The 24,226-nt window shown below is 54.5% G+C and carries 26 protein-coding genes; 6 read left to right on the top strand and 20 right to left on the bottom strand.

Annotated features, from left to right (window positions below):
- Positions 1–16 precede the first annotated feature (16 nt).
- The 20 genes from dapA to SCD_RS06065 form a co-directional block, all read right to left on the bottom strand.
- On the bottom strand, positions 17–895 hold the full coding sequence (gene dapA, locus SCD_RS06160; protein ID WP_021035810.1) for a 4-hydroxy-tetrahydrodipicolinate synthase: 879 nt from the start codon (positions 893–895) through the stop codon (positions 17–19).
- 55 nt (positions 896–950) lie between these two features.
- Positions 951–2,771 carry an adenosylcobalamin-dependent ribonucleoside-diphosphate reductase gene (locus tag SCD_RS06155; protein ID WP_009205977.1) on the bottom strand — a complete coding sequence of 607 codons (1,821 nt, stop codon included), beginning with the start codon at positions 2,769–2,771 and terminating at the stop codon, positions 951–953.
- Positions 2,772–2,848: 77 nt separating this feature from the next.
- A complete protein-coding gene (locus SCD_RS06150; protein ID WP_009205978.1) occupies positions 2,849–3,076 on the bottom strand; it encodes a hypothetical protein in 228 nt (75 codons plus the stop codon).
- A 93-nt stretch (positions 3,077–3,169) separates the two neighbouring features.
- Positions 3,170–3,610: a class I SAM-dependent methyltransferase gene (locus tag SCD_RS06145; protein WP_232504436.1), complete on the bottom strand. Its 441-nt coding sequence runs from the start codon at positions 3,608–3,610 to the stop codon at positions 3,170–3,172.
- Positions 3,611–3,693: 83 nt separating this feature from the next.
- Positions 3,694–4,488 carry a flagellar biosynthetic protein FliR gene (gene fliR / locus SCD_RS06140; RefSeq protein WP_009205980.1) on the bottom strand — a complete coding sequence of 265 codons (795 nt, stop codon included), beginning with the start codon at positions 4,486–4,488 and terminating at the stop codon, positions 3,694–3,696.
- Between the two features lie 10 nt (positions 4,489–4,498).
- Entirely contained in the window at positions 4,499–4,768 is a 270-nt protein-coding gene (gene fliQ, locus SCD_RS06135) for a flagellar biosynthesis protein FliQ (protein WP_009205981.1), read from the bottom strand.
- A complete protein-coding gene (gene fliP, locus SCD_RS06130; protein WP_051338838.1) occupies positions 4,765–5,493 on the bottom strand; it encodes a flagellar type III secretion system pore protein FliP in 729 nt (242 codons plus the stop codon). The genes fliQ and fliP overlap by 4 nt, the downstream gene beginning before the upstream one ends.
- Positions 5,494–5,608: 115 nt before the next feature.
- Positions 5,609–6,070, bottom strand: a complete 462-nt coding sequence (gene fliO, locus SCD_RS06125; RefSeq protein WP_021035809.1) for a flagellar biosynthetic protein FliO — start codon at positions 6,068–6,070, stop codon at positions 5,609–5,611.
- Positions 6,067–6,570, bottom strand: a complete 504-nt coding sequence (gene fliN / locus SCD_RS06120; protein ID WP_009205984.1) for a flagellar motor switch protein FliN — start codon at positions 6,568–6,570, stop codon at positions 6,067–6,069. Before fliN ends, fliO begins: the two co-directional genes overlap by 4 nt.
- On the bottom strand, positions 6,563–7,564 hold the full coding sequence (gene fliM, locus SCD_RS06115; RefSeq protein ID WP_009205985.1) for a flagellar motor switch protein FliM: 1,002 nt from the start codon (positions 7,562–7,564) through the stop codon (positions 6,563–6,565). The genes fliN and fliM overlap by 8 nt, the downstream gene beginning before the upstream one ends.
- A 38-nt stretch (positions 7,565–7,602) precedes the next feature.
- Positions 7,603–8,097, bottom strand: coding sequence for a flagellar basal body-associated protein FliL (fliL, locus tag SCD_RS06110; RefSeq protein ID WP_009205986.1), 495 nt, complete (start codon positions 8,095–8,097; stop codon positions 7,603–7,605).
- Between the two features lie 253 nt (positions 8,098–8,350).
- Positions 8,351–9,382 (bottom strand): flagellar hook-length control protein FliK, encoded by a 1,032-nt coding sequence (locus tag SCD_RS15640; RefSeq protein WP_009205987.1) that lies wholly within the window; start codon positions 9,380–9,382, stop codon positions 8,351–8,353.
- Positions 9,383–9,443: 61 nt separating this feature from the next.
- Positions 9,444–9,905 carry a flagellar export protein FliJ gene (gene fliJ / locus SCD_RS06100; protein ID WP_009205988.1) on the bottom strand — a complete coding sequence of 154 codons (462 nt, stop codon included), beginning with the start codon at positions 9,903–9,905 and terminating at the stop codon, positions 9,444–9,446.
- A 19-nt stretch (positions 9,906–9,924) separates the two neighbouring features.
- Entirely contained in the window at positions 9,925–11,325 is a 1,401-nt protein-coding gene (gene fliI / locus SCD_RS06095; RefSeq protein ID WP_009205989.1) for a flagellar protein export ATPase FliI, read from the bottom strand.
- A 35-nt stretch (positions 11,326–11,360) separates the two neighbouring features.
- The gene (locus tag SCD_RS06090) at positions 11,361–11,966 is read right to left on the bottom strand and encodes a flagellar assembly protein FliH (RefSeq protein ID WP_009205990.1); all 606 of its coding nucleotides are present in this window, start codon (positions 11,964–11,966) and stop codon (positions 11,361–11,363) included.
- A complete protein-coding gene (gene fliG, locus SCD_RS06085; RefSeq protein WP_009205991.1) occupies positions 11,959–12,951 on the bottom strand; it encodes a flagellar motor switch protein FliG in 993 nt (330 codons plus the stop codon). Before fliG ends, SCD_RS06090 begins: the two co-directional genes overlap by 8 nt.
- A complete protein-coding gene (gene fliF / locus SCD_RS06080) occupies positions 12,944–14,560 on the bottom strand; it encodes a flagellar basal-body MS-ring/collar protein FliF (RefSeq protein ID WP_009205992.1) in 1,617 nt (538 codons plus the stop codon). The genes fliG and fliF overlap by 8 nt, the downstream gene beginning before the upstream one ends.
- Before the next feature lie 96 nt (positions 14,561–14,656).
- Positions 14,657–14,977 carry a flagellar hook-basal body complex protein FliE gene (gene fliE, locus SCD_RS06075; RefSeq protein ID WP_009205993.1) on the bottom strand — a complete coding sequence of 107 codons (321 nt, stop codon included), beginning with the start codon at positions 14,975–14,977 and terminating at the stop codon, positions 14,657–14,659.
- Between the two features lie 107 nt (positions 14,978–15,084).
- Positions 15,085–16,419 carry a sigma-54-dependent transcriptional regulator gene (locus SCD_RS06070; protein WP_009205994.1) on the bottom strand — a complete coding sequence of 445 codons (1,335 nt, stop codon included), beginning with the start codon at positions 16,417–16,419 and terminating at the stop codon, positions 15,085–15,087.
- A 29-nt stretch (positions 16,420–16,448) separates the two neighbouring features.
- Positions 16,449–17,615 carry a sensor histidine kinase gene (locus SCD_RS06065; protein WP_009205995.1) on the bottom strand — a complete coding sequence of 389 codons (1,167 nt, stop codon included), beginning with the start codon at positions 17,613–17,615 and terminating at the stop codon, positions 16,449–16,451.
- Positions 17,616–17,951: 336 nt separating this feature from the next.
- On the opposite strand from SCD_RS06065, the gene SCD_RS06060 reads away from it, so the two are divergent.
- The 6 genes from SCD_RS06060 (at position 17,952) to SCD_RS06035 (ending at position 24,212) form a co-directional block, all read left to right on the top strand.
- The gene (locus tag SCD_RS06060; protein ID WP_009205996.1) at positions 17,952–18,905 is read left to right on the top strand and encodes a chemotaxis protein; all 954 of its coding nucleotides are present in this window, start codon (positions 17,952–17,954) and stop codon (positions 18,903–18,905) included.
- A 12-nt stretch (positions 18,906–18,917) separates the two neighbouring features.
- A complete protein-coding gene (locus tag SCD_RS06055) occupies positions 18,918–19,850 on the top strand; it encodes a chemotaxis protein (protein WP_009205997.1) in 933 nt (310 codons plus the stop codon).
- Between the two features lie 107 nt (positions 19,851–19,957).
- Entirely contained in the window at positions 19,958–20,347 is a 390-nt protein-coding gene (gene cheY / locus SCD_RS06050) for a chemotaxis response regulator CheY (protein WP_009205998.1), read from the top strand.
- A gap of 16 nt (positions 20,348–20,363) precedes the next feature.
- Positions 20,364–21,110, top strand: a complete 747-nt coding sequence (gene cheZ / locus SCD_RS06045) for a protein phosphatase CheZ (RefSeq protein ID WP_009205999.1) — start codon at positions 20,364–20,366, stop codon at positions 21,108–21,110.
- 37 nt (positions 21,111–21,147) lie between these two features.
- Positions 21,148–22,980, top strand: a complete 1,833-nt coding sequence (locus SCD_RS06040; protein WP_009206000.1) for a chemotaxis protein CheA — start codon at positions 21,148–21,150, stop codon at positions 22,978–22,980.
- Positions 22,981–22,994: 14 nt separating this feature from the next.
- On the top strand, positions 22,995–24,212 hold the full coding sequence (locus SCD_RS06035) for an EAL and HDOD domain-containing protein (RefSeq protein ID WP_009206001.1): 1,218 nt from the start codon (positions 22,995–22,997) through the stop codon (positions 24,210–24,212).
- Positions 24,213–24,226: the final 14 nt, after the last annotated feature.

Raw genomic sequence — 24,226 nt, 5'->3', positions numbered from 1 at the left:
AGACACCTTAAATAATTTATTGCAGCACGCCGGCCTGGCGCATAGCCTGTTTCAAAACTTCGTGATGAACAGCAGAAAGCGGGGTCAACGGCAGGCGTATGCCCTCGCCAGTCAATCCCATCTGCGCCACCACCCATTTAACCGGAATCGGATTGGCTTCGACAAACAACTTCTGGTGCAAGCCCAACAACTTGTTATTGATGATGCGCGCCGCAGGCAGATCACCCCTGAATGCCGCCTCGCACATTTCATGCATCAAACGGGGCGCCACGTTGCTGGTCACCGAGATTACACCATGACCGCCGAGCAGCATCAATGCCAAGCCACTACCATCGTCACCGCTGTATATGGCGAAATCCTGAGGGGCGCGCAGCAACAGGTCGCTACCGCGCTCGATATTGCCGGTTGCATCCTTGATGCCGACGATGTTGGGAATCTGCGCCAGCCGCAACACTGTGTCGTTCAACAGGTCGCAAGCGGTGCGGCCTGGCACGTTGTAAAGAATTTGCGGAATGTCCACCGCCTCGGCAATCGCCTTGAAGTGACGGTACAATCCTTCCTGGGTGGGCTTGTTGTAGTAAGGCGTAACCAGCAAGCAATAATCCGCGCCAGCCGCCTTGGCACATGCCGTCAGTTCGATCGCTTCGCTGGTTGAGTTGGCGCCAGTTCCAGCAATCACCGGAATGCGCCCGGCCACCTGATCCACCACGGTGCGGATCAGCAGGCAATGCTCATCGAAATTCACCGTCGGGGATTCGCCCGTGGTGCCAACGACGACGATGCCGTCGGTCCCTTCTGCCAGGTGAAAATCCACCAGCGCACGCAAACGATCCAGATCCAGACTGCCGTCATCGTGCATCGGCGTAACGATCGCGACCAGACTGCCTTTAAGCATGAAAGTTTTCCACAAAAGTTTGTATTTTACCCGAATATCAAGTTGCGCGAAATGCTCAATCCGCTTCGCGCTCAATCGAGCAGCACTGCTTTTCGACAGAGCCTCCATTGGCATGCAAAACCTGCCCGGTGACCGGGTTGGGACGAAAAACGGTACAGCCCTTCAGGCCCATATCATAGGCCATTTCATAAATCGAGCGAAATGCGTCGAAGTCAAATTCAGCCGGCACATTGATGGTTTTTGAAATGGCGCTATCAACATGAGACTGAAGCGCTGCCTGCATCCGGATGTGCGCCTCCGGCGCAATTTCATCCGCACGAACGAAGGCTTTGGGTAACGAAGCATCCTCGCCATATTGCAGGCGAAATTGACGACAGGCATAGTCGGCCAGATTCACCTCACTAAGGCCACCATCAGCCCCGCGGATGCGCCGAGTGTACTCCCAATCGAAAATCGGCTCGAGTCCGCTTGAAACATTGTTCGCCAGCAAGCTGATGGTTCCGGTCGGTGCGATAGCGGTCAGATGGCTGTTGCGCAAGCCGTGACGCCTAATCCCCTGAACGATATCAACAGGCAGGGAGCGAATGAATTCACCAGCCAGGTACGGATCGGCCTGGAATGCCGGAAAAGCCCCTTTTTCACGTGCCAGATCGATCGATGCCCGGTACGCACTGTGACAGATCATCTCCATCACCTTCTCTCCCAGCGCAAAAGATTGCGGGCTGCCATAGCGTATTCCGAGCATCACCAGAGCATCGGCCAAGCCGGTAAGACCAAGTCCGATACGCCGCGATGCGCACGCGGTATGCGCCTGCTTTTGCAGTGGGAAATGGGAAAGGTCGTAAACATTGTCGAGCAGGCGCACGGCCGTCCCCACAGTCGCTGAGATTCTTTCCAAATCCAGATCGCCATCAACCATAAAGGGGCGCCGGACAAATTGCGTCAGGTTAATCGCACCCAGATTGCAAGCACCATAGTGCGGCAGAGGGATTTCGCCGCAGGGATTTGTGGCGCTGATCTGTTCGCAGTACCACAGGTTGTTCATGCGGTTGACACGATCAATAAAGATCACGCCGGGCTCGGCGTAATCATAGGTTGCCCGCATGATTTTGCCCCAAAGTGCCCGAGCTCCGACACGACGCAGCACTTTGCAACGGCGCGGCTTGCCGCTGCCTGACCACGTTCGCTCCACCACCTCACCGATCGATTCATCCCCGGAAAGCGGAAACACCAGCGGCCAGTCGGCACCCTCCCGAACCGCGCGCATGAAATCGTCCGTCACCAGCACCGACAAATTGAAATGCCGCAGCGCACCGGGATCCCGTTTTGCCGCAATAAAAATTTCGATGTCCGGGTGGTCACAGCGCAATGTTGCCATCATCGCACCACGACGCGCACCGGTGGAAAGAATGGTGGCGCACATGCTATCCCAGATACGCATGAACGAGACCGGCCCGGAAGCAGTTACGCCGACACCACGAGCCGGTTCTCCGCTCGGTCGCAGGGTAGAGAAATCATAGCCGACCCCTCCGCCTTGCTGCATGGTCAGCGCGCCTTCCTTGAGGGCTTCAAAAATGCCGTCGAGAGAGTCTTCCACTTCACCCATGACGAAACAGTTAAACAGCGTAACTCGGTGAGAGGTGCCTGCTCCGGCGAGAATACGCCCACCCGGCAGAAAACGGAAACTCTCGAGAATCTGGTAGAAACGCTGCTCCCAGATTGCCTTATCCCGCCGCTCCATCCCGGCAAGCGCGCTGGCGACACGACGCCATGTGTCCTCGACGTTCAGGTCGATGGTCTTGCCCGACTCGCGGTAACGATAGCGGGTATCCCAAATATGGGAAGAGATGTCTGAGATAAAGGGCCCATCACTCATCGAGGACTTCCAAAATAACAAAGGCGAGAACCGCGTTCGCAGTTCTCGCCAATTTTAAAGGACTCAACGTCCGCTAACTATCTCTGGGAAGAGTACATCCGTTCCAGAAAAGTCTCGGCGTCCATAGCCGCCACATCCACCGGCATCCCGCCAGCGCATTGGAACTGATAATGGATCAACTGTGCGGCAATTTCTGCCGCCCTGTCTTGCATCATCGCAATAACGGGATTCCAGCCAGCGCACATCACCTCAGAAGTATAGTCGCTCTCCACTTTTACAGAGCACATATCCATAGTCACTATCATGATTCACCTCCATTATCTCGCCCATATGTTTATCTTGCGCCTGTAAAGGTTATATCGGGTACGGCTGAGAAAAATAAAGGGATAAATGAAAATTTACTTCTTGGTCTTAATTGCACAAACCCGCTGCACTACGGCACGGTTATTTTCAAAAACGCACAACTCCTCATAAGCGTTGACTTCCAGCTGACCTTTTATTAGATCAAGCAATTCCCCTGACTTGAGAAGATAGTCCGGGTTACGTGGCCTGCCTAACCATTCATTGCCTTCGGAAAATGTTTCATAAATCAGCACCCCACCCGCAGCGAGTGCTTCGAACAGACGACAAAACAGAGGGCGATGCAAATAATTGGTAACCACAATACCATCGAACTCTCCGGCAGAATATGGCCAGGCTTCGCCTTCAAGGTCTGCCTGGCGTATAACAGCACCAGACAAAATGGACAATGTGGAAACATCACGATCCACCGCTTCGACCTGAAACCCAGCCTGAATCAGGAAGCGAGTGTGTCTGCCGGTACCGCAAGCTACGTCCAATACCCGACCGCCGCCACGAATAAGCGGAGCGCAACGCACCACCCATTCGGAAGATGCGGAAACAAACCGTAGATATGGAACCATCAGGGCTCTGTGGGATTTGCCAGACGCAAGACTTGCATCGCCATCTGCAAAGCGTCATGAAGCAAACGGTCAAACAAGGGAACGAAATAAGGAAAAGCGATGCTCAGCACGACAAATCCGGCTGCCAGCGTGATCGGGAATCCAACCGAGAACACATTCAGTTGCGGCGCGGCACGAGTCATGATGCCCAGCGCCAGGTTGGTAACTAACAGGGCCGCCATGATAGGCATGGAAAGCAGCAACCCGGCAAGAAATATCTCCCCACCCCAACCTGCCAGAGCACGCCAACCGGCCGCGGAAAAAGGTTTGAGTGACACCGGTAATGCCTGAAAGCTTTGAGCCAATAGCTCGATCATATACAAATGACCATTCAGGGCCAGAAACAACAAGGTGGCGAGCAAACCCAGAAGCTGCGCCACCACGGGAGACTGGGAAGCATTTTGCGGATCGAAAAAGGTGGCAAATCCCAACCCCATCTGCATGCCAGCAATATTACCGGCCATTTCCACTGCTGTGAAGATGATGCGCATGATGAATCCAATCGCCACGCCAATCACGACCTGTTGTGCCAGAATCAAGAGACCGATTGCAGAACCCGGTTCCACCGCTGGCATGCTACCAAGAATGGGCGACAGAACCAGTGTGAGGACAAGGGCCAGACCAATTTTCACCCGCAAAGGAACGCTGGGATTGCCTAAAATAGGTGCGCTACTGACTAAGGCAAGGATACGAAAAAATGGCCAGATGAAAGCACTCAGCCAGGCGCTTAACTGGACTGAAGTGACGCTGATCATCCCGGCACGGCTAGCCCACCAAACCTGGAATACTGGTATACAGGCGGCGGGTAAAATCCATCAACAGATTTAACATCCATGGCCCTGCCACTACCAGCATGACAAACATTACCAGCAGCTTGGGGATGAACGACAGGGTCATTTCATTGATCTGCGTAGCGGCCTGAAAGATACTCACCACCAAGCCGACGGCCAGTGCTGAGAGGAGCAACGGCGCCGACACCAGCAGGGTGATTTCTACCGCCTGCTGACCAATAGTGATCACGCTTTCCGGTGTCATGTGTAGAAACTCTGCACCAGGGAACCGATAAGCAGATTCCAGCCATCCACCAGCACGAACAGCATCAGTTTGAAGGGCAATGAGATCACCATCGGCGACAGCATCATCATACCCATAGACATCAATACGCTGGCCACCACCATGTCTATAATCAGGAATGGTAGAAACACCACAAAACCAATCTGGAATGCGGTTTTAAGCTCGCTGATCACATAGGCCGGCACAAGAATTTTCATCGGCACCGCTTCCGGTCCGGGCAAAGGTGCGCTGTTGGAAAGTTTGACAAACAGCGCCAGATCATCCTGGCGCGTCTGCCGCAACATAAAGGCTTTCAATGGTGCGGCCCCCTTCTCCAGCGCCTGGTTAAAATCGATTTTTTGTTCCGCATAAGGCTGATAAGCCTCTGCATAAATCTTATCGAACACCGGCGCCATGACGAAAAATGTCAAAAACAGGGAAAGGCCGATCAGAATCTGATTGGGAGGTGCCTGCATCGTGCCGATTGCCATGCGCAACAGCGACAGAACGATGATAATACGGGTAAACGCCGTCATCATTAGCAACACCGCTGGCAAAAATGTCAGCGCTGTCATCAATAGCAGTGTCTGAATACTAAGGGTATAAGTCTGGGCACCACCTGGCCCTGGCACGCTGGTAAAAGCAGGCAATCCTGAATTGACCGCCATGGCAGTTAACGGCAGAAGTACACCCAGCGCCAGCAACATGGCGGCAAACAACGATTTTATCCCAAGGGTAGTGGTAAGCCTCAGCCACAACCGATGAAACAGCGGTACGCCATGACCTCTTCCCTCTCTCACTCCAAGAGGAAGCAACCCTGTTCTATTTCCCAAGTTTGCGCCCCTGCATTGCCTGTTTGAGCCATACCGAAAATCCGTTCTCTTCTCCACTGGACGGCACTTCGGAAAATGCCCCCCCTTCCGGTTTAACCAACGTATGCAGGGTGTTCACCTGACCCGGTGCAACCCCCAGTACCAACCAGGTTTCACCAATCTCCACCAGCACCAATCGCTCCTTGGGACCTAGCGCAACACCGCCGATTACCTTGACTGCTCCGCCCGCACCTATCTGACCAGGGGAGAAACGTCTGAGCAGCCAGGCTGAGCCGGCCACCGTCACCAGCACCAAGCCTAGACCTAACAGAACCTGGAACATACCCCCAAAGGAAATTGGTGAAGCAATCGGTACTGGAACGACTGGCTCAGCGGCCAGGATCGTGAAAGATAGTAAAAACAGAGAAAGCCCAACGGAGAGTCGCGCCACCGTCTCGTTCATCGGACTCATTTATGTAGTCTGCGTATGCGTTCGGTAGGCGAAATAATGTCGGTCAGGCGAATTCCGAATTTGTCGTTCACCACCACCACCTCACCCTGGGCGATCAGGCAACCATTGACCAGCACGTCCATCGGCTCGCCCGCCAGACCATCCAACTCCACCACGGATCCCTGGGCCAGTTGCAACAAACTGCGAATTGCCAGCTTGGTGCGCCCCAGTTCGACTGTGAGGTTGACCGGGATGTCCAGGATCATGTCGATGTTATTAGGCGCACCGGCAGGAATACCGGAGGGGGAAAGCTGCTCGAACTGGGCCTTCGCTGCGGCTGGATTGCTTCCGGCAAACATGGCTGAAGCATCCTGCGTCGCAGAGGTGGCCTGCTCGGCTAGTGCCGCACCCCAATCGTCCTCAGCCGGAGTACCGGCAGATGTATCCGCTGTCGCCTGCTCAGCCATCGCAGCCGCCCAATCGTCTGTACCAGCAGAATTTTCAGCGTTTTCGTCAGCCATGTTGGCCTCCGAGGCCGGATTCGTCATCCGCGCCGGCAATGATTTTGTTCACCTTGAGCGCGTACTGACCATTGAGAATACCATAATTGCATTCCAGCACAGGAACGCCATCCACTTCAGCAACAATCGCTTCGGGAATATCAAGGGAAATCACATCCCCCACTTTCATATTCAGAATTTGTCCAAGATTAACCGGGGCCTCGCCCAGGTTCGCAACCAGATCCACCTCTGCTGATTGCACCTGCTTCGTCATCAGTTTTGCCCAGCGATGGTCCACCTCCATGCGCTCGCCCTGCATGCTGCTATACAGAATATCGCGAATCGGCTCGATCATAGCATAGGGCATACAGATGTGAAAATCGCCACCACCAGATCCTAATTCGATGTTGAACGTGGTGACTACCACTACTTCGCTGGGCGTGGCGATATTGGCAAACTGGGTATTCATTTCGGAACGGATATATTCGAAGTCAACCTGGTAGACTGATTCCCAGGCTTTCTTGTATTCGGAAAAAACCACTTCCAGCATACGTTGAATGATGCGCTGCTCTGTCGGCGTGAAATCACGACCTTCCACGCGCATATGAAAACGCCCATCACCGCCAAACAGGTTGTCCACAACCAGAAACACCAAATTCGGATCAAAAATAAACAGCGACGTGCCGCGTAGCGGCTTGATTTGCACCATGTTCAGGTTGGTCGGCACGACCAGGTTGCGAACAAATTCACTGTACTTGAGAACACGCACCGGGCTAACAGAAATTTCAGCGGTGCGACGCATAAAATTGAACAATGCAATACGGAACAATCGGGCAAAACGCTCGTTGATAATTTCCAGGGTGGGCATACGACCCCGGACGATTCGCTCCTGCTTGGCCAGATTGTAGGGACGAGCACCCTCTCGGCCCTCGTCAGCGGCGACAGCCTCCTCCTCTCCGGTTACACCCTTGAGTAAGGCATCAACTTCGTCCTGAGACAGTATGTCGTCTGCCACATGCGCCCTTTAGGAATTATTACTGCCCAACACCCTCATCACTGAATGACAAAGGATGTGAAAAACACACCTGTCACGCCCTTGCCCGCAACTTTGGCATTAAGTGGTTTGTTTACCTGCTCCTGAATTTCAGCACTCAATTTCTGCTTGCCCTCCAGGCTGGCGATCTGCTCGGCACTCTTGCTCGAAAGGAGTAACAGCACACCATTACGAATTTCCGGCATATGTAGTTTAACCAGATCAACCACAGTAGAGTCAGTCACTTTCAAATCAATCCCGACCTGGAGATAATGTTCGCCGCTCCCATCTGCCTGCAAATTGACGGTAAAGGTCTCCAGCGTCACGAAAACCGGCGACTTCGGCTTTTCTTCCTTGTGCTCGGTAGACTTTGTATCTGACTGGGAGAAGTACCATGCCGCACCACCACCCGCACCGCCCAACGCCAACAGAATACCGAGAATCAGAAACAGTTTTCCCTTCTTCTTGGGTGGCTCATCCGCCACGACCTCTTCTTTCGCCTTGTCCCTTGCCATGCCTCGTGTCCCTTTGCCCTGCTACTTCAGTTGCCCATTCCAGTTAATTCCAAAATAGACAGCTAAACAATATTAAAAACAACCAGTTTCAGATGATATTTTATGTTCTTTATAATATCAACTCAAATATAATGCAAGGACTACCGTAAACCAAAACCTGTTGCTGCCCACCATTTTATCGCCAGATAAAACAAAAAGCAGCTATCTCATTGAGATAGCTGCTTTATTTTTGCCAAATGGTCGTATATTGATTTCAGGCAAAAATATCAACCATGCCATCGCGAGCCAGTCCAGCAGGCCGCCCCGACATGGTCAACGGGGCTATAGCACCCTCCGATCCCAGCCCACCGCGATTTCCCTCTTTACCATTCCTCTGATCAGACGCTTGTTGCTGGCTGAAGGATTCCGAGCCAACCGTCACATTGCCCAGCATGATACCGCTGTCTGCCAGCATTTCGCGCAACCGCGGCAATGCCGTCTCGATTGCCTCGCGCACAGCGGAATGATGGGAAACGAACAAAGCGCTAGCCTGATCGTTACTAATCGTCAAACGCACCTCGAGCGGCCCGAGATTGGGCGGGTTAAGACGCAGTTCAGCCACTTGATGACTCTGGTTAGCCATCCAGACAACTTTCTCGCCGACCGCTCCACCCCATTCAGCTGAACCGACTCTAGGTGCGACGGGCAAAGTCGGTAACGGCTCCGGATTTCGGAACATGACTGCCGTAGCGGAAGGATTTGCCGCAGCAGGTAAGTAAGTCGAATGAAATTCCCCACCCGTATCGCCTGCTGGAACTTCCACCAGATCAGCCAGCTTGCCGGCAAACCCCTGCTCCGGGGACATCCCTGGCGGCAAGTTTTTGCCGTTGGCGGCAAATCCTGCCGCCAACCGGATTTCGCCAGCCTTCGGCAAGTGTATCAGCGGCTTTTCCGAATCGGTTTCGGCTGGAATTCCTGCTCCAGCCCCTGCACGAGCGGGAGATACCGAAACAAACATTGCAGCAGTCAAGACAGACAAATCAACGGGAAGCACTGCTGCGTCTGCATTCGCAACAGGCTCTGCAGTTTCGTTAGCTGCGGCCAAGGAAAGCCCATCGTCTTCTTTTTTCTCAAGCAGCGAAGCAATCCCCCTCAACTGTTTGGTAAGAACCGCCCCGAAATTAATTTCCGACGCGCTCTCCAAGCCATCCCCAGCTTCCGTGGCAGGGGCGACTAAGGCTGATACCTGACTGATGCCGGCACTGGCTTGCGGAGAGACAGCAGGAGTAATAGATAATTGTGGCATCGGCCATCCTTTCGCAATCACTTTAGGTTTAGCCGTAAATTAAGCAAGACGCATACCAACATCAGGTGTCAGGAGGATCCGTTGGCTCTTCATGCTTGAATTTATTGCCGGAAAGCTCATCCTGCTCACGCTGCTCGAGCTTGTCTTCACGCTTTCGCTCGCTGATCAGATGACGCTGAGACAGCGTATCGAAGGCCTTGAGTTTGCGCTGCTTCGCCTGCCATTCATGACGACCATCTTCCCAGCGTTTTTTGCAGCGTTCCACTTCTTCTGCTTGCTGGCGGATGGCGGCCTCGATTTTGCCTAGGAAAAGTTGAAAGTCCCTGAGGGAGCTCACCTGCATGCCCAATTTCGTGGTCTGCAACAACTTTGCTCTGTAATCTTCACGATAGACTGCCAACTGCTGGAACTTTTCTTCTGCAACCTGCCACTTTACCTTAAGCGTGTGCAGATCGCGCGCCGCAGCATCCGTATGATTCTGGGCAAGATCCAGAAGGGGCTGGAGAGGAAATCGCCTCGGCATATCTATTCAAGTTTCGCGCTTAAGTATTGAACATTGTGGTCAGGCGACTGCGACTGTCAGCGTAGCTATCGCACTGGTGCATATCCTGCTGCAGGAAAGCCTCCAGTTGGGGATAAAGCGCCATTGCCTCGTCCAGCAATGGGTCGCTGCCTCTGACATAGGCGCCCACGCTGATCAGATCCCGGCTGCGCTGGAAGCGGGAATAGAGCAGCTTGAATCTGCGCACCCGTGCCAAATCTTCCGGCGCAAGAAGTTCAGTAATTGCCCGACTAACCGAAGCTTCGATATCAATAGCAGGGTAATGTCCCTGATCGGAAAGGCTGCGCGACAACACGATGTGGCCATCAAGAATAGCTCGGGCGCTGTCCGCGATCGGATCCTGCTGGTCATCACCTTCCACCAGCACGGTATAAAATGCGGTAATGGACCCCCCGCCTGCCTGGCCGTTGCCGGCGCGCTCGACCAGTTGTGGTAGCTTGGCGAATACCGAGGGCGGGTAACCTTTAGTAGCCGGCGGCTCGCCGATGGCCAAGGCAATTTCGCGTTGAGCCATGGCATAACGTGTGAGCGAATCCATAATTAATAGAACATGTTTGCCCTGATCGCGAAAATGCTCTGCGATCGACGTCGCATAAGCTGCGCCGTGCAACCGCAGCAATGGCGGGGTATCAGCCGGTGCGGCGACTACCACGGAACGCGCCAGCCCTACAGGCCCCAGGATATTTTCGATGAACTCCTTGACCTCGCGACCACGCTCGCCGATCAGGCCAACCACGATCACATCTGCGCTGGTAAAACGCGCCATCATACCGAGCAAAATACTCTTGCCGATACCGCTGCCGGCAAAAAGACCCATCCGCTGCCCACGACCAACAGTCAGCAAGGCATTGATGGCACGCACGCCAACATCCAGAACTTGCCGGATAGGAGCTCGACTAAGTGGATTGCAGGGACGACTGTGCAGCGGCACGTGGTGAGCCAGATTCAGAGGCCCAAGAAGATCCAGTGGACGCCCGGCACCGTCCAGAATGCGCCCCAGCAACTCATCGCCCACCTGGACCTGGCGCACACGGTCTTCGGAACGACGCCGTACGTGAGGCGATCCACCCTGCCTGGAGACACGTTGCACCGGGGTATCCACCGGCGTCACCCGTGCACCCGGCACCAGTCCGTACACGTCGGTGGAGGGCATGAGAAACAATTTTTCACCGGAGAAACCGACCACTTCGGCATCCACATCATGCCCTTCAGGCAGATGAACGGTACAGCTACCACCTACCGCAAGCCTCAGACCTACCGCCTCCATCACCAGCCCGGCAACCCGGGTCAGACGACCAGTCAAGAGCCAGGGGCTGACAACGGATACGGTCTCACTGCATTCCTGCAAAAAACTATTCCAGCGTTCAGAGGGAGACGTCATAATTTCTGCCCGGACGACCCATACGTCCCAAGGGACTATTCAAGCCATGCACCTTCTCTACCCAGGGCGACGAGGATTCTTTCCCAGCGATTTTCCATGGTTGCGTCAATCTCGCTGTTCGTCGTTTCCACTCGGCACCCGCCCCGCTCCACGCGGCTGTCTTCGATCAGCTTCCAATGAAAGTGGCTCAACTCGTCCGCCATCAGCGATCGCACCAGTGCCGCGTCATCCGGATGCAATTTTAGGTGTGGATGCTGGTTAGCCTGAGGAAGGCCGCTCACCGCCTCGCGAATCACCGGCAGAACCAGCTCCGGCCGTACTCGCAAAGCCTCTCGCAACATTTGCTTGGCGACATCCAGTGCCAGAGAAAGCAGGTTCTGTGTCAATGTTTCATCAAACTGGTTCAGCGCCCCACCCAACGCCGACATCAGTTGCGCCAACCGAGCCAGCTCTGCATCGACCTTGCCCTTGCCCTCCTGGTACCCGGCGGCAAATCCTTCCTGGTAAGCCTGCTGCTGGATATTCTCGACTTCTTCGGCGGTCGGCAAAGGCACGGTTGTTCTTGCCGACCCATCCAGTGAATTCAGCTCCCAGCGCTGATATGCGCTCAATTGCTCCTTGGGGATGATATTACTAGACAAAACTTTCCTCTCCCGCGCCACCGATCACAATCTGGCCTTCATCGGCCAACTTGCGCACGATCTTGAGTATTTCCTTCTGCTCCGCCTCGACTTCACTGATGCGTACCGGACCCTTTGCCTCGAGATCATCGCGCAACATTTCAGCAGCCCGCTGCGACATATTCTTGAAAATTTTCTCTCGTAGCTCCTCGCTCGTACCCTTGAGCGCAATAATCAGGGATTCAGACTGCACCTCTCGCAACAGCAACTGTATTGAACGATCGTCGATATCGAGTATGTTCTCGAAAACGAACATTTCATCCTGGATTTTCTGTGCCAGTTCGGGGTCGTAATCGCGAACGCTGGCTATGATCGAGGTTTCATTAGCGGTGCCAACATAGTTCAAAATTTCTGCAGCCGCCCTGACGCCGCCCATCACGCTTTTCTTGAGGTTGCTGGCGCCCGACAGCAACTTGGTCAGCACATCGTTCAATTCCCTCAGCGCAGAAGGCTGAATTCCGTCCAGCGTAGCGATACGCAGCACTACATCGTTGCGCAGGCGCTCGGTAAAAAGACTCAGTATCTCACTGGCCTGGTCCCGCTCAAGATGAACCAGAATGGTGGCAATAATCTGAGGGTGCTCATTCTTGATCAACTCAGCCACCGAAGCACCATCCATCCACTTCAGGCCTTCTATGCCACTAGAATCTTCGCCATGCAGGATGCGATCTATCAGACTGGCCGCCTTGTCCGAGCCTAACGCCTTGGTCAGAACACTGCGAATATATTCATCGGAATCAGCCAAGCCGGCCTTTTCTCCTGCCTGGAACATGAAGTCATGCATCACCCGCTCCACCTGGACGCGGTTGACGCTATCCAGGGCTGCCATGGCAGTCCCGAGTTTCTGCACCTCCTTGGGACTGAGATGCTTAAATACCTCGGCGGCCTCCTCCTCTCCCAAGGCCATCAGCAAGATGGCGCTTTTCACGACCCCATCATCACTCATTGCCGCCGATCCAATCCTTGACTACAGTAGCTACCACTTTCGGTTCCTGACGCGCAAGGTCCTTGACTGACCGCAAGCGCTCCTCGTACCCCAGAGTTGGCGCAATCGCGAAACCTTCAGCCTCTTCCTTCTCAACCACTGTCGGCGGTGGCGGAGTCGACAGTTCTTTCAGCAGGGGTCGCAGCACTTTGAATACCAGGAAGAACACGATGCCGGCAATTAGCAGATTCTTGGCGATATCCTTGACCAGAGAAATCGTTGATGGATCTTTCCAGATTGGTGCAGCCGGGATTTCCTCCGTCATCTCACTGCTGAATGAAGCATTCACCACATTGAGCGTGTCCCCACGGTCCTGCCTGTAACCCATGGCCTCCTTGACGAGATTGCTGATCTGCGTCATTTCTGCGCTAGTCAAAGGCTTGGTGCTAATCTTCCCATCTTTGCCCGTGGATTTCTTGTGATTCACCACGACAGCCACAGACAGGCGCTTGATGCTCCCTACTGGCGACTTGACATGCTTGATGGTTTTGTCCAGCTCGTAATTGACGGTCGACTCCTTATGTCCACCCCCACCTGAAGGCTGGGCAGGCGCCGCAGCCACAGCAGTGGCTGCAGGTGCCGTAAGCGGTGCAGCCGCCGTACCCGGCGGCTGATTTGACAGGGCGCCAGGCACGCCGCCTGCAGCCTGTCCTGCTCCCGCGGTGTTTTCATTGCTTTGTTGACTGCGGATTGCCGCCTCGGCAGGGGCCGGGTTAGGCCTGAAGGTTTCAGCCGTCTGTTCGGTCTGGGAGAAATCCAGCTCTGCCGCAACCTGTGCTCGCACGTTTTCCACACCGGTAATCGGGCTGAGAATACTTTCGATACGTTTGATGAAACTTTGTTCAACCTGACGTAAAAATTCCAGCTGACTCGGGTCAAGACCAGCACTTTCCTTACCCTCGGCTGCAGAGCTCAACAGATTGCCGTTTTGATCAAGCACAGTGACATTCTTGACCGGCAAGTCCGGCACGCTGCTTGATATCAGATGAACAATACCGTTGACCTGGGCCTTGTCCAGTGTACGCCCGGGATGGAGGCCGACAAGCACGGATGCGCTGGGATTTTTCTGCTCGCGGGTAAACACGGACGGGCGCGGAATTGCCAGATGCACGCGCGCGCCCTGCACGGCAGAAAGAGACTGGATGGAACGGGTCAACTCCCCTTCCAGAGCACGCTGGTAGTTCACCTGTTCGAGAAACTGACTGGTACCCAGCTTTTGGTTTTCCATCAGCTCAAAGCCGACCACACTACCTTTGGGAAGGCCCTGTGATGCCAGTCGCAGACGCACGTCGTAAACCTGACTGGAAGCAACCAGGATGGCACCCCCTCCCTCCGCCATCTTGTAGCGTACGTTCATCTGCTGCAGGGAATTAATGATCTCGCCGCCATCCCGGTCGGAAAGGTTGCTGTAGAGGACGCGGTAGTCTGGCGTTTGCGACCACATCCAAGCGCCGGAAACCAGCGCGATGGCAGCCGCAAGCGCCAGCATCAGCCCAATTTTCTGGCCGCCGGATAAACGGTTGAATTCTCTTAGACGGGCGAAAAGTGATTGCTGTGGTGCGACAGCCATATTATTTTACGCCTTGACTCCGAACTTGCGAGCGTTTGATCTTTGCCCCCGAACGAGGGAATACAGTAATGACTAGTGCAACGCTTTGCATTCCTATCAAACTTGCATGCTCATGACTTCGTGGTACGCCGACACCAGCTTGTTACGCACCTGCACCATAGTTTGAAAGGAAAGATTGGCTTTCTGCAGAGAAACCATCACCTCCTGGAGGTTCGCATTGGGATCGCCCAGCTCGAATCCTTTGGCCAGATTGGCAGAATCCTGCTGCGTGGTATTCACCTGATCCAGCGAAGCCTTGAGCAGCGCCGCAAAATCCGGTCCTTCTGTCGATGCAGAAGCGGGCTCCTGGCCGGCAGCCAGAGCCGAGGCAGCACGCAGCTGTCCAAGTAACTGGTCAATTCCCTGTGTAGTATTCATCGCTTGTCAGGCCTCCAGCTCGAATTATAGCTGTTTATCCATTACGACTGCCATTTTTTGCCCATCGCAGAATAAAAATAAAGCACATTTCATGCCCAATTTTGTTGTCATTGGCCCGTTTCTTCACTTTCTTCACGGTACTGTTGCAGCTTGTAACGCAAGGTACGCTCGCTCATGCCCAGCTTTTCCGCGGCACGCTTACGCGAACCGCTGACTGAAGCCAGGATCTCCAGAATATGCGTCCGCTCCAGCGTTTTCATATCCACCGCTACTCCGGCAGCGACCGCTTTCCCAGCTTGCGGCACAGCCAGTCCAGATTTGGGCAGAAGCAAATACTCTGTCTCCAGCATATCGCTGGGCGACAAAATCATGGCACGCTGAATAACGTTTTCAAGCTCCCTGATGTTACCCGGCCAGGCATATTGCGTCAATTGCTCGGCAGCCGCAGCAGACAAGCCGATTCCGGGCCGGCCCAGCGCGCCGCTCAAGCGGCCAATCAGATATCGAGCTAACGGCACGATATCCAGCGGACGCTCACGCAACGGCGGCAATTCCAGAGGAAACACGTTGAGGCGATAATACAAATCCTCACGAAAGTTACCGCGCGCCACTACCTCGCCCATATCGCGATTGGAGGTGGCAATGATCCTGATATCGAGTGGAATCGCCTTATGCCCGCCGACACGCTCCACCTCGCGCTCCTGCAACACCCGCAACAGCTTGGCCTGGAGCGGCATCGGCATTTCGGATACCTCATCCAGCAACAGGGTACCTCCTTGCGCCTGCTCAAACTTGCCCGCATGGGACTGGGCCGCGCCGCTAAAGGCGCCTTTTTCGTAACCGAATAAAGTGGATTCGAGCAGGTTTTCCGGAATTGCCGCGCAGTTTATCGCCACGAAAGGCTTGTCGGCACGTGGACTGTTAATGTGGATGAAACGCGCCATCACCTCCTTACCGCAACCGGACTCGCCCGTAACCAGTATCGTCGCACTGGTAGCGGCAACCTTCCGTGCCAACCCCAGCAACTCGACCATGCGAGGATCTTCAGCCGCCATTTCAGAGCCGTTCGCCGGTTGTGCAGAAAGCATATAACGCGCCACCTCCGCCAACAGACTGTCCGGCTCGAATGGCTTAGTCAGGTAAGTACACGCCCCTGCGCGCATCGCTTCCACCGCCTTGTCGATCATGCCATAGGCAGTCATCAGTAGTACCGGGACATCAGGATAGACTGACTTGATTTCGCGTAAAAGAGTATGCCCATCCATGGGGTGCATCTGTACATCCGTCACGACCAGGCCGACCCTGCGCTTACCCAGCACCGCAAGCGCCGCCAGTCCATCGGAAGCATCCAGCGTCTCGTAGCCGGCCAGACCCAGCGTGTCGCACAATGCTTCGCGCAAGTCTCGGTCGTCCTCAACGATCAGGATAGGCAGTGTTTTCATTGGATTCGCAATTTTTTCAATTTTCCGGATTATAGCTTGGGTAGCCGTAGAATGAATTCACTACCGCAACCAGGTGCCGACTTGACCTGAACCGACCCCCGATGCGCCTCGGCCACGCCGCGTACAATCGCCAACCCCAGACCTGTCCCGTCAGTGCGAGTCGTATAGAAAGGCTCGAACAGGCGCTCCTGGGTCGCACTATCGATTCCCTTGCCATTATCGACCACAGCAATCGACACCTGGCCATCACCTCCCACTTTACCCTTCAGACTGACCTGGCCGCCCTCCGGGCAAGCCTGCATGGCATTCTCCAGCAAGTTGAGCAAGGCGCCAGTCAAAGCCTTTCGACTGCCCATCACGACTGCATCCTGGCAATCATCACTAATCCTGAAATTTAACCCGCGCTCCGTCATTTGCGGCTCCATCACCTGCTGCAGATCAACCAGCACGGAAGACATCCTAACCACATCCTGCCCCGCACCCTCCCCTTTCACGAACGACAGCATGTCCTGGATCAGGTGCTCAAGGTGACGAAGACGCGCCAACACTTTATCTGCAAAGCGGACCCGCTCGTTTTCAGGTAAATCAAGCTTTTTCAAGTGGGAGGTATAGAGCAGAGCGGTAGCGAGCGGTGTGCGCAACTGATGCGCCAACCCCGCCGCCATCTCACCCATTGCGGACAGCCTCTGATGCCGCTGCAACTCGCGCTGCATGGCGTAGGCTTCGGTCATGTCATGAATCAGCAGCACTTGCCCGCCGGCGGCGTCCAGAGGGCTACTGGACATACTGACCCGACGCGGTGCAGCCCCGCTGACCGGTGCCAGATCCCATTCATGCGGCACCACGGTCTGTGCCAGCACGCGCGCTGCGACCCCCACCCAGGCGTGCCCTACAAGAGATTCCCCCAACAGTTCCAGGGCGGCTGGGTTCAACTCGATAATAGTACCCTGCTGATCCAGCACCACTACACCTGCCGGCATGGCGTAAAGCAGATGCGACAGACGCTGAGACAGCGCCTCCTTTTCCAGCAACTGCCGTCGCAATTCCACATTGGCGACCGCGAGTTCACCGGTCAGGCGCTCCACCTGCTGCTGCAATTCCTGGTAAGCACCGGTAAGCTGCGCAGAAGCCTCGTTGAACAACGAAAATGCCTGCTCCAGCTCCTTCGGGTCTACCTGATTAGGGGTATTCGACAATACATTAAGCTCCGTGGCAGATTCATGCAGAAATCATACCGTAATTGATCCGATCGTTGTTGAACGGTTAACCCTTGGCACAGAACCCGAGAACATTTACCGAACACCAGAAAACCTCGCCTTGCCGCCCGCACAACACCCAATGACCGGAGACGATAGGACGAGAGATTTGCATTAATCACGTAAGCAAATTTAATATATAACTCCGAAAACAGCGAATATCCGACCGATTTACAGAATGCCGCTTAACAATATTGAGGTATGATATGGGAAAATGTCCTGCCTTGAGGCCCAACTGAAGGTTCTGGATCAGGACTTTTCACGGAGAGCAACAACATGTCACAACTCTTAAAAAATATTGACGCCCGCACCAAACTGGCTGGCACCAACAAGTTAGAGATACTGCTATTCACCCTGGGCACGAACAGCCGCACCGGGCGCAAAGAAACCTTTGGTGTCAATGTTTTTAAGGTGCGCGAAGTCATGCGTGTACCTGCGATCACCCACGCCCCGGACATGCCGTCCTCGGTTGAAGGCATGGTCAGCCTGCGCGGCGCCTTGGTGCCCGTTGTTGATCTGGTAAAATATTCCGGTGTGGAAACCGACCAAAAACCGGAAATCATGATCGTTACCGAATACAACGGCCACACTCAGGGTTTTCTGGTGGAAGCTGTCGACACCATTCTGCGCCTCGACTGGGCGGCCATGCGCGTCCCACCCGACATGCTCACTGCGCAAATGGGGGGACTGGTCACTGCGGTCACCGAGTTGGAGGACGGCCGTCTGGTCATGATGATGGACGTGGAAAAGGTACTTTCTGAAACTAGCCGGTACGATGACGAATACCTGTTCAACAACATCAAACCCATTGAAGTGGAAAACCGTACCATCTTTTTTGCCGACGATTCCTCCGTCGCCCGCAACCAGATCTCGCGCACCCTGGATGCCATGAACATCCGTTACATCAGCGCCAATAATGGCAAACAGGCGTGGGATGAACTACAAAAAATTGCCAGTCAGGCTGATGCAGCTCATGTCCCGGTCAGCAGCTTCATACAGCTGATTCTCACCGACGTGGAAATGCCGGAAATGGACGGTTACGTACTCACCAAACACGTCAAGAGCGATTCTCGCTTTGCTGGCATTCCAGTTATCATGCACTCTTCATTGAGCAGCGATGCCAACCAGCAACTTGGCCGGTCGGTTGGCGTGGACGAGTATGTTCCTAAATTCGAACCACATAAACTGGCGGCCACGCTCACCCAGTTATTAAGCGAACCTCTTAAATAAATGGGGAATAATATGGAAAAGCGCAACCAGCTCATCGATGCAGTGGACGCCAGAACCAAACTGGCCGGCTCCAACAAGATGGAAATCCTGCTCTTCTCATTGGGCAGCGGAGAAATTTTCGGCATTAACGTATTCAAGGTACGTGAAGTCTGCCAGACTCCCAAGGTTACAAAATCCCCTAATATGCCAGATGGCGTCGAGGGAGTGATCTCCCTGCGCGGCAATATCATCCCGGTGATCGCGCTGGCCAAGATTATCAATCTGAGGGAAGTACCGGAAGACACTGGACACACCATGATCGTCACCGAATATAGCCGGCATACTCAGGGCTTCCTGGTGCATGACGTCGATCGCATCATTCGCGTTGACTGGGACCAGGTCAAACCCCCTCAAAGCATGTTGACCGGCAACGATGGCCTGATCACCGCGATCACGGAACTATCCGACGGTAAACTGGTTTCAATTCTCGACGTCGAACAGATTCTGGCTAACGCCATTGGAATCGAACCCATGCCCGACCTTGCCCCGATCGAAACAGATGCAGAACCAACAGTATTCTTTACAGATGACTCGGCGATCGCGCGCAAGGAAATCGTCATGGTGCTGGACAAGCTGGGCGTTAAATACCAGCAGGCCACCAACGGCCTGGAGGCGTGGGAAAGGCTGCAGAATATGGCAGCCCGTTCCCAGCAGGATGGCTCCACGGTGTACGACCAGATCAAGGTCATTCTCGTGGACGCCGAAATGCCCGAAATGGACGGTTATGTCCTGACGAAAAACATTAAATCCGACCGGCGATTCGAAGGCATCCCGGTAGTCATGCATTCCTCACTTTCGTCGGAAGCCAACCGCGACATGGGTAAACGTGTCGGCGTGGACGCCTATGTTGCCAAGTTCGATCCGGCCGTTCTGGCCGACACTTTACGTCCTCTGTTACTCAGATAGACAGTCCGATGAAGCACAGTAGCAAATTCAGGCTAACGCCCTAAACCGCGCCATGGCATCGTACAATGGCGAGATGAGCACAAAACACATTACCCGCGGAGTAGTCCATGGCCGATAAGAACATGAAATTCCTGATCGTCGATGATTTTTCGACAATGAGAAGGATTATACGCAATCTGCTGAAGGAGCTGGAATTCACCAACGCAGACGAAGCCGAAGATGGCGTAGCTGCACTCGCCAAGCTGCGCGGCGGCAATTTCGATTTCGTGGTCAGTGACTGGAACATGCCCAACATGACCGGCATTGAACTACTTCAGGCCATCCGAGCTGATGACACGCTGAAGCACTTGCCGGTGTTAATGGTAACCGCCGAAGCCAAGAAGGAAAACATCATCGCGGCGGCCCAATCTGGCGCCAGCGGCTATGTCGTCAAGCCTTTTACGGCTGCCGTACTGGAAGAGAAGCTAAATAAAATTTTTGAAAAAATGGGCAAATGATTAAAGGAGACGCTCGGTGAGTAACGTTATTTCAGGCAGCGGGGATTCCGACGATCTGGAAGCCCTGTTCGATAGCATTGTCATGGCCGGCAGCACACAACCAGCCGCATCCGAAATAAAACAGGACACCGCAGCGACCGACCTGACAACTGAGCCCGACGACGAGAGCTTATTCTCGCAAATCGGCCACTTGACACGCAAGCTGCACGATACGCTGCGTGAGTTGGGTTATGACAAAAAACTGGCAGAAACAGTCGATGCTATACCCGACACCCGCGAACGCCTCGCCTATATTGCAACCATGACACAACGAGCGGCGGAACGCGCACTGACCGCCACTGAAGTCGCCCAGCCTATTCAGGAAAAGCTCGAAGCGGGTGCGATAGGGCTCAGCTCCAAATGGCAGCGCCTGTTCGACAATCAGCTCAGCCTGGAAGAATTCAAACAACTGACGGAAGAAACCCGCAGCTATCTGAAAGAGGTCCCCAGCCAGACCAAGGCGACCAATGCCCAACTAATGGAAATCATGATGGCGCAGGACTTCCAGGATCTGACCGGCCAGGTGATCAAGAAGGTTATCGATATGGCCCATCAAATGGAACGGGACATGCTGCAATTGCTGCTGGCGACGACGCCTGCCGAGAAGAAAACTGAAATGGATACCGGCTTGCTGAACGGGCCGGTAATCAATGCAAAAGGCAGAGCTGACGTAGTGACCAGCCAAGTCCAGGTCGACGATCTGCTCGAAAGCCTGGGCTTTTAATACAACACGCAATTAAACTCGGTAGCTGGGAGAAACCATGAGCCACTTCGCCGGAATGGAAGAGTTACTACAGGATTTTCTGACGGAAGCGGGTGAGTTGCTGTCTGATGTAGACAACAAATTAGTCGAACTGGAAAAACGCCCCAGTGACAAGGCGCTGCTAAACGATATTTTCCGCGGATTCCACACGATCAAGGGTGGCGCCGGCTTTCTCAATGTCAACGATCTGGTCGGGCTATGCCACCGCACCGAAAACCTGTTCGACAAGTTACGCACCGGCGAACTAACCCTGACCGCCGAGATCATGGATGTCATCATGAACGCAACCGGCGTGGTACGCACCATGTTCGGCTCGCTCGCCCAGTCGCAACTGCCGGATGCAGCAGATGCCGCTATTCTGAAAGCATTGGACTGCGTTCTGGCTGGTGAAAAGGTGGTGCTAGCGACCCTTGCCGCATCAGGTGAGTCTAACCACGCAGATCAGGCTACCATCCAAGAATCCGGAGGTCCGGATTGGCAGGCGTTGTACCACACCGTCACCGGCACGCCGGCGGAAAGCATAACCGCATCCCAAGTTATCCTCCCTATGGAGATTGCACCTGTTATCCAAGCCTCAGCCCAGGTCAACCTTGCGCCCCGCGCCAAGGCGCCCTCTGCCCAGCAGCCTGCCGCCAAGGAAACAACTATCCGCGTAGACACCTCGCGACTGGACATGGTGCTCAACCTTTCCGGCGAAATCGGCCTCACCAAGAACCGTCTTACCTGCCTGCGTGCGAACATCCTCCAGGGCAAGACCGACGGCGACACCCTCAAGGCACTGGACGAAGCCGTCAGCCATCTGGACCTGTTGGTGAGCGATCTGCAAAATGCGGTGATGAAAACCCGGATGCAGCCGATCGGCAGGCTGTTCCAGAAGTATCCGCGCCTGGCGCGCGACCTTGCCCGGCAACTGGGAAAAGAAGTTGAATTGCTGATCGTGGGTGAAGAAACCGAAATCGACAAAACCATGATCGAGGATCTTAACGATCCTATCGTCCATCTGGTGCGTAACGCAGTGGACCATGGGGTGGAAAGCACGCAGGAGCGCATCGCCGCAGGCAAGCCGACCAAGAGCCTGGTGAAACTTTCCGCCATGCAGTCAGGTGATCACATCGTTATCGAGATTGCCGACGATGGCAAAGGCATGCGGCCCGACACCATACGCCGCAAGGCTATCGAAAAAGGGCTGATCGATGCTGAAGCAGCAAATTCACTGGATGACAGGCAGTCTCTGCATCTGATCTTCCTGCCCGGCTTTTCGACCAAGGACGAGATTTCAGACGTTTCCGGACGGGGTGTCGGGATGGACGTCGTGCGCACCAACATCCAGAAACTGAATGGTCGAATTGACATCAATTCAGTCGTCGGTCACGGCACAACCATTACCATCTCCCTGCCGCTGACCCTGGCCATTCTCCCCGTTCTGGTGGTACGCCTGGGTGAACAGCCTTTTGCTGTACCACTTTCCATGGTACGTGAGATCATCCCCATCAACCCCGCAGAAATCCAGCGTGTTTCCGGCCGAGCAACCATGGTGGTGCGAGATGAGGTTCTACCAGTAAGGTCCCTGGCCAGCCTGATTGGCTGGCCGCAGGATGGCACACCATCATTCGGTGTCCTGATGCAAGCCACAGCGACCAACTTTATCCTGGCTATCGACGGCTTCATCGGTCGGGATGACGTAGTCATTAAACCGCTGCATGACATCAAACCCAAAGGCATAGCAGGTGCCACCCTGTCCGGTGATGGCTTGGTGGTGCTGGTGCTGGATATCGAGGAGCTGCTGGAAATGAGCACCCAAGCGACTCATGCATCAATGTTTACTGCGTAAGGGCTAGAACTCTAATGCAAGACCACGTCTATCTCGCCCGCCAGCCGATCGTTGACAATCAGCAAAAAATCATTGGTTATGAACTTCTGTTCCGCCGTAGCGCAGAAGCCACCCATGCCAGCTTCACCGATGACCATCTGGCCACCTCCAAGGTGCTGGCCAACATGCTCAGCAACATGGGAGCAGAATGGCTGCTAGGCGACAAATTGGCCTTCATCAATGCCTCCACCTCCATGCTGATGAGTGATTTCCTCGAACTGCTACCGGTCAACCGGGCAGTGCTGGAAATTCTGGAAACCACACATGCGACTCCGGAGCTGCTGGCACGCTGCCACGAACTCCGCACACTGGGATACCGCCTGGCCCTGGATGACTTTGAGCTGACACCGGAAAGCGCCCCGCTGCTGGCAATCGCAAACTTCATCAAACTGGATGTCCAGAAGCTTAATGCCAGCGGCCAGCTTGAAACTCATGTTCGCGCCTTGGAAAATCATCCTGCCCAGCTGATTGCAGAAAAGGTCGAAACCAAACGCGAGCACAATATTTGCAAAAAACTGGGATTCGCCTATTATCAGGGCTATTATTTTGCCCACCCGGAAACGCTGAGCGCCAAGGTTATCAATCCTGCCTACGCCGTCGTGCTGGAACTGCTCAACAAGGTGCGCAACAATGCGGAAATCAAGGATATCGAATCTTCTTTCAAACGTGACGTAGCCCTTTCCTTCAAGCTGTTGCGTTACATCAATTCTGTCGGCTTTGGCCTGTCCTGCGAAATCCAGTCACTGCGCCACGCACTGGCGATTCTCGGTTATCAGCAGCTGTACCGCTGGCTGACCCTCCTACTCGTCACCGCTGGAGAAGGCAGCACCTCGGCTGCCCTGATAAAAACAGCCGTCACCCGCGGCCGCCTGACCGAGCTATTGGGCAAGGATATGCTGGATGCGGCCGATCGCGACAACCTGTTTATTGTTGGAGTATTCTCGTTGCTCGATGCCATGCTGGAAATGCCCATGGACGAGGTGCTGGACAAGCTCTCTCTGCCGGAAGCGATCTCCGATGCACTGCTGACCCGGCAAGGCCTCTACGGCCCCTTCCTGGATCTGACTATAGCTTGTGAGGAGGGGGATTCCGACCAGATTGAAAAACTGGCGTTTTCTCTGCAACTGGAGCCGGAAAAGATCAACCAGGCTCACCTTGCCGCACTGGCCTGGGTAGAAACACTGGGGATATAACCGGCTCGGTAATG

Origin of the sequence: Sulfuricella denitrificans skB26 (genome assembly GCF_000297055.2) — a bacterium.
In the GTDB taxonomy this organism is placed as follows: domain Bacteria; phylum Pseudomonadota; class Gammaproteobacteria; order Burkholderiales; family Sulfuricellaceae; genus Sulfuricella; species Sulfuricella denitrificans.
This window is presented reverse-complemented; position numbering and strand designations above follow the sequence as displayed.